This window comes from Halopseudomonas sp. MFKK-1, assembly GCF_027474385.1.
Taxonomy (GTDB): Bacteria; Pseudomonadota; Gammaproteobacteria; order Pseudomonadales; family Pseudomonadaceae; genus Halopseudomonas; species Halopseudomonas aestusnigri.
In genome coordinates, this window is record NZ_CP114836.1 from 216,265 (window position 1) to 227,939 (window position 11,675).

Here is an 11,675-nt window from a genome sequence, read left to right on the forward strand (position 1 = left end):
ACTGCCGGCATCTGCCCGACGTTGCCGGGCGCCGCCGCCATTCAAACAACTACCGACAACCTGCGCAAGTGGCAAGCTGTCAACCTAGCGCCGGGTTACATCCATCACAACACCTTCTGCAACCAGCGATTCAAACGCCCGGTCCAGTTCACGGACAACCGCCATGGCATCCGGCCTGCTGCGCGATACAAACAGCCGCATGGGGGGCTCATCCACAAGGACATGGGGAAGCGGCTGCATATCCAGTTCAGCCATGGCCGATACCGCCTGCCCCCGGTAATCGAGCAAATAATCTCCCCGACCACGCAATAACATCCGTATGGCACCCACATGGGAGCTGCTGGAACGCTGATCGATTTGCCAGCGCGGGTCCTGCAACACCCGCAAGATCGGCAAACTGTAGTTGTAGTTGGTAATCAGGATAAGCGCCTTGCCCTGCAGACTGTCAGGCCAGTGCGGCACCGGCTCGTCGGCGCGGTAGTAAAGATGAATCGGCAATGCTCCGAAGCTGGACTCGCTCTGCACGACATAGGCCTCAAGACCGACCTGATTATTGACCCCAAGCCAGACATCAACCTCGCCCGACACCAGCCCCCGGCGGACCCTTGCAATGGGCAGCAGATTAATCTGGTAGGCGTATCCGGCCCGCTTGAACAACTGCTCCAGCACATCAGCGGTAGGGCCTACCACCCGGCCGTGCTGGTCGTAGTCGGAATAGCCCGGATAGGGTAGCAGTACCACCTTCAGCGGCCGCTCCAACGGTGCCGCATACCCGCCTTGCGCAGACAGCGCCAGCAACCCGAAACAGCAATACGCCGCCAGCATTCTTATAATTTTTTTCACGCCATCCTCTGCTGCCCGAGTCATCGTGCCGGACACCAACTGCCAGTTGAGTCAGGCATCAGAATGCCATGATCTGCAGACAAAAAAAAACCCGCGCCGATTGGCGCGGGTTTTCATGTCACTGCTCGAACTCAGGCGCCATAAACCGGCAAGCGGGCACATACGGCCTTGACCTGCTCGCGCACCCGATCAATCACGGACTCATCACCCATGTTGTCGAGAATGTCGCAGATCCAGCCAGCCAGCGCTTCGCAATCAGCCTCAACGAAGCCGCGGGTAGTGACCGCCGGCGTACCGATGCGCAGGCCGGAGGTTACGAACGGCGAACGCGGATCGTTCGGCACGCTGTTCTTGTTCACGGTGATGTACGCGCGGCCCAATGCGGCATCTGCGTCCTTACCGGTAATGTCCTGCTTGATCAGCGACAACAGGAACAGATGGTTCTGAGTACCACCGGATACGACGTCGAAGCCGCGCTCAATGAACACCTTGGCCATCGCCTGGGCATTCTTTACGACCTGCTGCTGGTAAGCCTTGAATTCAGGCTGCAGCGCTTCCTTGAAGCAAATCGCCTTGGCCGCGATAACGTGCTCCAACGGACCACCCTGCGCACCCGGGAATACCGCGGAGTTCAGTTTCTTTTCGATTTCCTCGTTGGCACGGGCCAGGATCAGACCACCACGCGGACCACGCAGGGTCTTGTGAGTAGTGGTGGTGACCACGTCCGCGAACGGAACCGGGTTCGGGTAGACGCCTGCAGCAACCAGACCGGCAACGTGGGCCATATCAACAAACAGGTAAGCCCCGACCTTGTCAGCGATCGCACGGAAGCGGGCAAAATCCAGCACCTGGGAATAGGCGCTGAAACCGGCCACGATCATCTTCGGCTTGTGCTCAACGGCCAGACGCTCGACTTCGTCGTAGTCGATCAGACCCTGGTCATTGATGCCGTACTGAACGGCATTGTAGAGCTTGCCGGAGGAGGAGACCGAAGCACCGTGGGTCAGGTGACCGCCGTGCGCCAGGCTCATGCCGAGGATGGTGTCACCAGCCTGCAGCAGCGCCAGGTAAACCGCCGCGTTGGCCTGGGAACCGGCGTGCGGCTGAACGTTGGCGTAATCGGCACCGAACAGCTCCTTGGCACGGTCAATGGCCAGCTGCTCAACGACATCGACATACTCGCAACCACCGTAGTAGCGCTTGCCCGGGTAGCCTTCGGCGTACTTGTTGGTCAGGACGGACCCCTGCGCCTGCATGACCGCCGGACTGGTGTAGTTCTCCGAGGCAATCAGCTCGATGTGCTCTTCCTGACGTACCGCTTCCTGCTCCATGGCAGCCCAGAGATCGGCATCGAATGTGGCAATATCGTTGGAACGGCTAAACATGTAACGGCCCCCTGCTAGGTCGTTCTGATGAAAAAAGAAGCCGCATTTTAGCGCAAGCGTCACCGGCTGGCACTTGAAAAGCGTTCAGGCACCGACAAAAAGCATTCATGCACCCGACTGCAGCCAGCGCCGCTCGAACTCCTGCGCCGCCACAGGCCGTCCCAGATGGTAGCCCTGCACCTCGTCACAACCGAAGCTACTGACCAGCTGGTACTGTTCCTCGGTCTCAATCCCTTCGGCGATGACCCGCAGCTGCAGACTGCGGCCCATGGCAACAATCGCCTGGGCCAGCAGGGCGTCACGGCTGCCGGGGTGCATTGTCTCGATAAAGCCCCGGTCAATCTTCAGCGTATCAATCGGAAAGTCGCGCAGGTAATTGAGCGCCGAGTAGCCGGTACCGAAGTCATCAATGGCGATCTGCATGCCACGCTGCTTGAACTCCTCAAGCGTACGCATGGTTTCATCGATGTTGCGCAGCAGGATACTCTCGGTCAGCTCCAGCTCCAGCGCCTCAGGCGCCAGATTGTAGTGCTCCAGCACGCTGGCGATCTGAACGGACAGCGCACCGTCATCAAACTGCATGGCCGACAGGTTGACGGCCAGACGCGGCAGATGCAGGCCCCGGTCCCGCCAGTCGGCAACCTGGCGACAGGCTTCATTGAGCACCCATTCACCAAGCGTACGGATCAGACCCAACTCCTCGGCAATAGGGATGAACTCTGCAGGCGACACCACACCACGCTCGGGATGGCGCCAGCGCAGCAAAGCCTCGGCACCGGTCAGCTGTCCGCTGTGACAACTGAACTGCGGCTGATAGTCCAACTCGAACGCCTGGTCCTGCACCGCACGGCGCAGGTCATTTTCCAGCGCCAACCGCTCCAGCGCCTTGGCATTCATGCCGCTCTGATAGAACTGGAACGTTGCCTTGCCCGCTCCCTTGGCGTGATACATGGCAGTGTCAGCGTTTTTCAGCAACACACTGCTTTCCGCTCCGTCCTGCGGGTACAGTGCGATACCGATACTGGCAGACACAAAGAAGTCACGCCCCTGCAGCACCACTGCACCCGCCAGCGCATGAAGCACCTTCTCCGCCACATGCATCGCCGTCGACAGCGCCACATCACGATCCGCCAGACCCGACAACAGCATGGTGAACTCATCGCCACCCATCCGGGCCACGGTGTCGCTCTCGCGAACGCAGGCACACAGCCGCTGCGCCACCTCCTTGAGGACATGGTCACCCGCGGCGTGGCCGAGACTGTCGTTGATCGGCTTGAAGCGGTCGAGATCCAGAAACAGCACCGCAACCCATTCGTCCCTGCGGGCAGCCAGTTGCAAGGCAGCCTTGAGACGATCCTGGAACAGCGTTCGATTGGCCAGCCCGGTCAGCACGTCGTAGTAGGCCAGGCTTTGGATCCGCTCCTCCGATGCCTTGCGCTCGCTGATATCAACAAAAAAGCAGACATAACTGACCAGATCACCGTCGTTATCATGCACCGCGGTTATTCCGGCCCAGCTGGGATAGACCTCGCCGGAACGACGACGCAGCCAGACTTCTCCCTCCCAGTGCCCCTGCTGGTGAACTGCGTCAACGATCGCCCGGTAAAACGCCGGCTCATACGCCTGGGAGGTCAGAATCGCCGGCAACTGGTCGATCACCTCGTCGGCATCGAATCCGGTAATACGGGAGAAGTTTTCGTTGACCTGAACGATATAGCCGGCAGGGTCGGTGACCACGATACCGCCGGTGGTGTTCTCGAATACCGTGGCAGCCATCCGCAAGCGGTTTTCGGTACGACGCTGTTCGCTCACATCCCGCGCCAGTCCCAGCAGACCGAGGAACCGCCCCTGGGCTGACCACATCAGGGTAATACGTACTTCAAGCGGACACTTGCGACCGTCCGCCTTGATACCGTCAAACGTGATCTGGCGCTGATACCCCTGCTCGCGCAATGCGGCGGCGCGCTCGGGTACGTGCACCTGATCCCGCAGCTCGGCGCGAATCTGCTCCAGGAACTCGACAAAGCGCTGGTCCGCAAGGCTATCGACGTAGGACTTGCTGAGCATGAATTTCGGGCTGTACCCGAGCAGCCGCTTGACCGACGGGCTGATGTAGTCGGTGCGAAAATCGCTGTTGGTCGACCATACAATGTCGCTGATGCTCTCGGTCAGCTGCCGGTAGCGCGCCTCGGAGCGCTGGACCTGTTCACTGGCCAGCGTCTGTTCGTGAATGTCGCGGACAAACCCGATGACCTGCACCACCCGCCCGTCGGGGCCGCGTTTGAACACCTTCGAACGGATACTGAACCAGCGCCAGCCAGCGTCCCGGTGGCGCCAGCGCACCCGCCATTCGAGGATCTGCTCGTCACCCAGTGCCAGTTGCAGGCGACGGTTGATCTGCATGTATTCAAGATCATCAGGGTGCAGCAGCCGATTACGGTAATCGGCTCCCATTGAGGCCTCTTCCTCAGCGCTGTAGCCCAGCATCTCGGCCAGCGTCCTGTTGCTGAACAGAAAATCGCCGGCGCCCATCCACTTGGTATCACGAATATAAATCAGGTCAGGCACGGAGCGCACAACCTCGGCCCAGAACTCGCGGCTTTGGCGCAGGGCCAGCTCCGTGGCTCGGCGCTGACTCAGATCGGTGACGCTCATGGGAACGGCATGCAGCGCTTCGGCACTCTCCGGCAGACGCATCACCACCCATACATACAGGGTGCTGCCGTCGGGCAGACGCAGCGGCGTCTCTACTTCGAAACGCTCGTCACCGTTGATCAATGCCAGTAACAGCCGGTAGCGCCCTCCGCCCGTGCGCAGGTGGCGTTCCCCCCGGAACAACCGCTCGATCGCAGCCACATTGGGTAGCCCCAGCAGCGCCAGCGCAACCTGGTTGGCTTCGAGAAAGTGAATACGTTCCAGCAGCTCCCCGTGCCGCTCGGGGTTTTCCAGCAACCAGCGATCGAGCTGCTCGGCGTTGAAGATACCTTCACGCAACAGCGCCTGTTTGATATCCACCAGGTCGACCAGGCACAAAGCCATGTCAACGCCCTGAAAAATATCGCGATAGCGTCGTTCGGTGTCCAGCAGACTGCGGATGGAGCGATCCTGATCGGCCTGCATGCGTCGATTGGCATGCGCCTGGCGCCCCATGAACCACAGTGCTGCCACCAGAACCAGCAGGCAACCGCTGAACAGCAGCGCCTTGCCCAGCAACAGCGGCGCCAGCTGCTGAGCGTAATAATGCGGCTCGACCAGTCCGCGTACCTGCCAGAGTGTGCCTGGCACCGGGGCACTGACCACAACACGCGCGCGCTCTTCAGCCGTCATGGACGTGCCACCGAGAAACGCCAGCCTGTCCTGCTGCTGCCTGGCCAGTACCTGCCCCTGCCCGGTATCTTCCAGCAGCCAGCGATAGCCCTGCCCGCTGCGCGCCGACACCAGCGCCGAGAGCACGCGCTCGTCCAGCCGCAATACCCAGTAACGATTATCCTGCCTGCTGTTCAGCGTCCAGAACAGCAGGTTGTGCGCCGCATCCGATACCAAAGCGAAGGGTTCGCCGCCTATCTGCAGCTGACGTACACTCTGCGCCCAGGGCTCACGGCTGTCTTCCGGGCCGGCATCGGTGTCAATGCGCTGCACACCGTAGACCCCGGGCAGCAACACCTGCGCCGCAACAGCAACATCCCCGAGCGGCTTGCCGTCGAGGCTATCGAGCAGCGCGATCAGAGCGTGCGAGGTTTTAGCGAGGTTGAGCTCCATCTGGTCGGCGGTCAGCCAGACCGCTTCTTCCACAAGCGTCTGATGCTGACGCTTGAGCACTTTAAAGTCGACGTAGGATTGCCAGCCGAGCAGCGCCATAAGGAGGCCGCTGGCGACCGCAAACATCGCGATACCCAGACGGTTGACTGCGGGCTGGGTGCCAACCCGACTTTCAGCCTGAGCGCGCGGCTCGGCTGACCACGTTTTCTTATTTTTATTCAAGGCGTATCACTTGTCGGTTCGCGGTCCGAAAAAAAGGGGCTGACACCACCGGCTGCGGGCATCGGATCCGCTGCAAACGGTTTGCCCTTGCAGGCCAGTTGGGCTAGCCTTGCCACCACATTTCGCCGCCCTGGCGAAGACCTTTCCGTACACTCCCATTCAACAGGTTCTGCCAACATGGCTCAATATGTTTATAGCATGCATCGGGTCGGTAAAGTCGTCCCCCCGAAGCGTCAGATTCTGAAGGATATCTCATTGTCCTTTTTCCCCGGCGCCAAGATTGGCGTTCTGGGTCTCAACGGTGCAGGTAAATCCACGCTGCTGCGGATCATGGCCGGTGTCGATACCGAGATCGAGGGCGAAGCACGCCCCATGCCGGGCATCAAGGTTGGCTACCTGCCGCAGGAACCCGAGCTGGACAACGACAAGACCGTACGCGAGATCGTCGAAGAAGCCGTCAGCGAAATCAAGAATGCCCAGGCCCGGCTGGACGAAGTATATGCCGCCTACGCCGAGCCCGATGCCGACTTTGACGCATTGGCTGCCGAACAGGGCAAACTGGAGGCCATTCTGCAGGCCGCCGACGGCCACAACCTTGAGCGCCAGCTGGAAGTCGCCGCCGATGCGCTGCGCCTGCCGGCCTGGGACGCAAAGATCGAGCACCTGTCCGGTGGCGAGAAGCGCCGCGTAGCACTCTGCCGCCTGCTGTTGTCGGCGCCCGACATGCTGCTGCTGGACGAGCCGACCAACCACCTGGATGCCGACTCCGTCGCCTGGCTGGAGCAGTTCCTGCACAACTTCCCGGGCACCGTGGTTGCGATTACCCACGACCGTTACTTCCTCGACAACGTTGCCGGTTGGATTCTCGAACTGGACCGTGGCCAGGGCATCCCCTTCGAAGGCAACTACTCGCAGTGGCTGGAATCCAAGGCTGCCCGCCTGGCAACCGAAGCCAAGCAGGAGGCCTCCCACGCCAAGGCCATGAAAGCCGAGCTGGAGTGGGTCCGTCAGGGCGCCAAGGGCCGTCAGGCCAAATCCAAGGCTCGCCTGCAGCGCTTCGAGGAACTGCAATCGCAGGAATTCCAGAAACGCAGCGAAACCAACGAGATCTACATCCCGGCTGGCCCGCGCCTGGGTGACAAGGTCATCGAGTTCAACGGCGTCACCAAAGGCTTTGGTGATCGCGTGCTGATCGACAACCTGAGCTTCAGCGTCCCCAAGGGGGCCATTGTGGGTGTCATCGGCGGTAACGGTGCCGGCAAGTCGACCCTGTTCCGCATGATCACCGGCAAGGAACAGCCGGACAGTGGCACTATCGAGATCGGTGAAACCGTACAGATTGCCAGCGTCGACCAGAGCCGTGACAACCTCGACGGTAACAAGACCGTATGGGAGCAGGTGTCCGATGGGTTCGACCTGATCAAGGTCGGCAACTACGAGATGCCGTCGCGTGGTTACGTCGGCCGCTTCAACTTCAAGGGCTCCGACCAGCAGAAGTTCGTCAAGGACCTCTCCGGTGGTGAGCGTGGCCGCCTGCATCTGGCGCTGACCCTCAAGCAGGGCGCCAACGTACTGCTGCTCGACGAACCGTCCAACGACCTCGACGTGGAAACCCTGCGCGCGCTGGAAGAAGCGCTGCTGGACTTCCCCGGCTCGGCCATCGTGATCTCGCACGATCGCTGGTTCCTGGACCGTATCGCCACCCATATCCTGGCGTACGAGGACGACTCGCAAGTGACCTTCTTCGAGGGCAACTACACCGAGTACGAAGCCGATCGCAAGAAGCGTCTGGGCGAAGCCGCTACGCAGCCGCATCGCGTCCGCTACAAAAAGCTCGCCTGAGCTTCCCCAGCAGCGCGGCCACACCATCCGGTGTGGCCGCGCTGTTGCGGATCCTGCCTTGCCACCCGCTCGGGATATGGCGCACCAAAATAAAACACTGGCGTGCACGCTATTTTACAATCGCACCATTCCTGTGCAGTTCGCAGTCTGGTAGGTTTACGTCCTTTCGTCCTAAACGTATAGAAAAGTGACTCCAGACATGACCTACACCCTGGCTGCCTGCCTGACCGAACTGACCCTGCGCGACCCCCATCAGCCAGAATTCCACCAAGCTGCCGAAGAGGTGCTCAGCAGCCTCTGGCCCTTCCTGGAAGCCAACCCGAAATACCTGCGTGCAGGCATCATCGAACGTCTGATCGAGCCCGAGCGCGTCATCCAGTTTCGCGTCTGCTGGGTCGACGACCGGGGTAACGTGCAGGTCAACCGCGGTTTCCGTGTGCAGATGAACAGCGCCATTGGTCCGTACAAGGGTGGCCTGCGCTTTCACCCGTCGGTGAATCTTGGCGTGCTGAAATTCCTCGCCTTCGAGCAGGTTTTCAAGAATGCGCTGACCAGCCTGCCGATGGGCGGCGGCAAAGGCGGCTCCGACTTCGATCCCAAGGGCAAAAGCGACGGCGAGATCATGCGCTTCTGCCAGGCCTTCATGACCGAGCTGTCGCGCCATATTGGTGCAGACCTGGATATCCCCGCCGGCGACATCGGCGTCGGTGCGCGTGAAATTGGCTACATGTACGGCCAATACAAACGCCTGCGCAACGAATTCACCTCCGTTCTGACCGGCAAGGGCATCAGCTATGGCGGCAGTCTGATCCGTCCCGAAGCGACCGGTTACGGCTGCGTCTACTTTGCCGAGCAGATGCTCAAGCAGCGCAATGACAGCTTCGAGGGCAAACGGGTTGCCATCTCCGGCTCCGGAAACGTCGCCCAGTACGCAGCGCAGAAGGTGCTGGAGCTGGGCGCCAAGGTGATCTCGGTCTCCGACTCCGGCGGCACCCTGTACTATCCGGACGGCATGACCCAGGCACAGTGGGACACGCTGATGACGCTGAAGAACGAGCAGCGCGGGCGACTGGAGTCGCTGCACGGCGACGGCTGTGAATTTATCGCCGGCCAGCGCCCGTGGCATCTGCCCTGCGACATTGCCCTGCCCTGCGCAACCCAGAACGAACTGGATGCAGACGAAGCCCGTCATCTGATCGAGAACGGCTGCATCGCTGTCGCCGAGGGCGCCAACATGCCGAGCACTCTGGAGGCCGTCGACCTGCTCCAGGAGCATCGCATCCTGTTTGCCCCGGGCAAGGCTGCCAACGCCGGCGGTGTGGCGGTAAGCGGCCTGGAAATGAGCCAGAACGCCATGCGCCTGCACTGGACTGCCGGCGAGGTCGACGAGAAGCTGCATTGCATCATGCAATCCATTCACGCCGCCTGTGAACGTTATGGCAGAGAAGAAGACGGCCACATCAATTACGTCAAGGGCGCCAACATCGCCGGCTTCGTCAAGGTCGCCGACGCAATGCTCGCTCAAGGCGTGGTGTAAGCGGTAAAAAGCGCTATAGTGTGGGCATCGATGACCAATACACCCGGGAGCCATCGGATGCACGATGACAGACGGCGTTTCAGCCGCATTCCGTTCGATGCCCACACCCTGCTGCAGCAGGACGACTGGTGCGTGGCAGTTCAGTTGATCGACATATCCCTGCGTGGCCTGCTGGTCATGCAGCCTGATCAGTGGGACACAACACGCGCCAAAGCCCCTTTCGTTGCCATTATCGACCTGTCCGAAGGCAGCCAGATCCGCATGGAAGTCTCACTGGCTCACGCCGAAGAAGGACTGCTCGGCTTTCAATGTGAGCACATCGACCTCGACTCCATCAGCCACCTGCGCCGCCTGGTCGCCCTAAACCTGGGCGATGCAGCGCTGCTGGAACGAGAGCTGGCGGCTTTGCTTTAGGCGGCGCCAAGCGCCGCAGCGGCAAGACTCAAGCCTCAAGCCTCAAGCCTCAAGCTGAGAGTGCCTCCCAACTCCCTCCCCAGCGACTAGCCCCGGGAGTTTCGCTTTTCGCTTGTAGCTTGTAGCTTGTAGCTTGTAGCTTGCAGCTTGCAGCTTGTAGCTTGCAGCTTGCAGCTTGCAGCTGTAGCAGCGGCTACGCCGCTGCTACTCAAATATCGCCGCAAGCGCCTGATCCAACCGGGTCACGGCAATCACCTGCATTCCTTTGGGCGCTTCCTTGGGCGCGTTGGCCTTGGGTACGATGGCGCGGGTAAAGCCATGCTTGGCGGCTTCCTTCAGGCGCTCCTGCCCGCTCGGCACCGGGCGAATCTCACCTGACAGCCCCAGCTCACCAAATACCATCAGATCCATCGGCAGCGGCCGGTTGCGCAAACTGGACATGACCGCCGCCAGCAGCGCCAGATCGGCTGCCGTTTCCAGTACCTTGACGCCACCGACGACGTTGACGAAGACATCCTGGTCATAGGTCGCAACGCCGCCATGGCGGTGCAACACGGCCAGCAGCATCGCCAACCGGTTCTGATCCAGCCCCAGCGTGACCCGACGCGGATTGCCCAGATGGCTGGTATCCACCAGCGCCTGCACCTCCACCAGCATCGGGCGCGAGCCTTCCCAGGTAGCCATCACCACGCTGCCGGGAATCGGCGCGTCATAACGTGAGAGGAAAATCGCAGAGGGGTTGGCCACTTCCTTAAGACCCTTGTCGGTCATGGCAAACACACCCAGCTCGTTTACCGCACCAAAACGGTTCTTCACCGCCCGCAGCATGCGGTAACGACCATCAGCCTCACCCTCGAAATACAGCACCGTGTCCACCATGTGCTCAAGCACCCGCGGCCCGGCCAGCGAGCCTTCCTTGGTAACGTGGCCGACCAGAAAAATTGCCGTGCCACTCTGCTTGGCGTATCGCACCAGCAAGGCCGCGCTCTCGCGTACCTGGGCAACACCGCCCGGGGCCGACTGCAACTGCTCGGTGAAGATGGTCTGGATCGAGTCAACCACCATAACCCGGGGCTGTTCCTGCCGCGCCGTCGCAACAATGCTCTCGATACAGGTCTCGGTCATCACCTTGAGCTGATCTTCCGGCAGGCCGAGCCGGCGAGCGCGCATGGCCACCTGCTGCTGGGACTCCTCACCCGTTACATACAGCGCGGGCATGCCCTGCGCCAGGCGGCAGAGGGTCTGTAGCAGAATGGTCGATTTGCCGATCCCGGGATCGCCGCCGATCAGCACCACCGACCCGGCGACCAGGCCGCCACCCAGCACCCGATCAAGCTCGGACGAGCCGCTGGGCTGACGCGGCATTTCTTCTGTAGTGACCTCTGCCAGCGTCTTGACTGACGCCTGCTGCCCGGTCCAGTTGCTGCTGCGTGAGGGGCTGCCACCGGTAGGCGTGGTGTCCACCACAGTCTCCACCATGCTGTTCCACGCCTGGCATTCCGGGCATTGGCCCGCCCACTTGGAAAAGGTGGCACCGCATTCGGTGCAGCCGTAAATACGTTTCTGTTTGGCCATCTTGCTTTATCCGGGTCGAGGCACCATAAAGCGCCGCTTGATATCAGAGGAACATTATCCTCTATACTGACCGCCTAAAGGCGTAAGGATCCAACAGA

General features: G+C 61.0%; 7 protein-coding genes. 3 read left to right on the forward strand and 4 right to left on the reverse strand.

Annotated elements, in window-relative coordinates; genetic code table 11:
* Window positions 1-84 precede the first annotated feature (84 nt).
* From O5O48_RS01005 to O5O48_RS01015, 3 genes are all read right to left on the reverse strand, one after another.
* Window positions 85-843, reverse strand: a complete 759-nt coding sequence (locus tag O5O48_RS01005; protein ID WP_269687902.1) for a substrate-binding periplasmic protein — start codon at window positions 841-843, stop codon at window positions 85-87.
* A gap of 131 nt (window positions 844-974) precedes the next feature.
* Window positions 975-2,228, reverse strand: a complete 1,254-nt coding sequence (glyA, locus tag O5O48_RS01010) for a serine hydroxymethyltransferase (RefSeq protein WP_088275724.1) — start codon at window positions 2,226-2,228, stop codon at window positions 975-977.
* A 105-nt stretch (window positions 2,229-2,333) separates the two neighbouring features.
* Window positions 2,334-6,209: a bifunctional diguanylate cyclase/phosphodiesterase gene (locus O5O48_RS01015; RefSeq protein ID WP_269687903.1), complete on the reverse strand. Its 3,876-nt coding sequence runs from the start codon at window positions 6,207-6,209 to the stop codon at window positions 2,334-2,336.
* A 177-nt stretch (window positions 6,210-6,386) separates the two neighbouring features.
* Between O5O48_RS01015 and ettA the strand changes: the two genes are divergently transcribed.
* The 3 genes from ettA to O5O48_RS01030 all read left to right on the forward strand — a co-directional run bounded on the left by ettA (window position 6,387) and on the right by O5O48_RS01030 (window position 10,002).
* On the forward strand, window positions 6,387-8,051 hold the full coding sequence (gene ettA / locus O5O48_RS01020; protein ID WP_233049115.1) for an energy-dependent translational throttle protein EttA: 1,665 nt from the start codon (window positions 6,387-6,389) through the stop codon (window positions 8,049-8,051).
* Window positions 8,052-8,250: 199 nt separating this feature from the next.
* Window positions 8,251-9,588 (forward strand): NADP-specific glutamate dehydrogenase, encoded by a 1,338-nt coding sequence (gene gdhA, locus O5O48_RS01025; RefSeq protein WP_269687904.1) that lies wholly within the window; start codon window positions 8,251-8,253, stop codon window positions 9,586-9,588.
* 57 nt (window positions 9,589-9,645) lie between these two features.
* Entirely contained in the window at window positions 9,646-10,002 is a 357-nt protein-coding gene (locus O5O48_RS01030; RefSeq protein WP_228245838.1) for a PilZ domain-containing protein, read from the forward strand.
* 204 nt (window positions 10,003-10,206) lie between these two features.
* Here the strand turns inward: O5O48_RS01030 and radA are convergent, their stop codons facing one another.
* Window positions 10,207-11,577, reverse strand: a complete 1,371-nt coding sequence (gene radA / locus O5O48_RS01035) for a DNA repair protein RadA (protein WP_088277791.1) — start codon at window positions 11,575-11,577, stop codon at window positions 10,207-10,209.
* Between the last annotated feature and the right edge of the window lie 98 nt (window positions 11,578-11,675).

Coding starts and splice junctions, on each gene's coding strand:
- glyA (WP_088275724.1), bottom strand. CDS start 2,228: ATGTTTAGCCGTTCCAACGATATTGCCACATTCGATGCCGATCTCTGG.
- ettA (WP_233049115.1), top strand. CDS start 6,387: ATGGCTCAATATGTTTATAGCATGCATCGGGTCGGTAAAGTCGTCCCC.
- gdhA (WP_269687904.1), top strand. CDS start 8,251: ATGACCTACACCCTGGCTGCCTGCCTGACCGAACTGACCCTGCGCGAC.
- O5O48_RS01030 (WP_228245838.1), top strand. CDS start 9,646: ATGCACGATGACAGACGGCGTTTCAGCCGCATTCCGTTCGATGCCCAC.
- radA (WP_088277791.1), bottom strand. CDS start 11,577: ATGGCCAAACAGAAACGTATTTACGGCTGCACCGAATGCGGTGCCACC.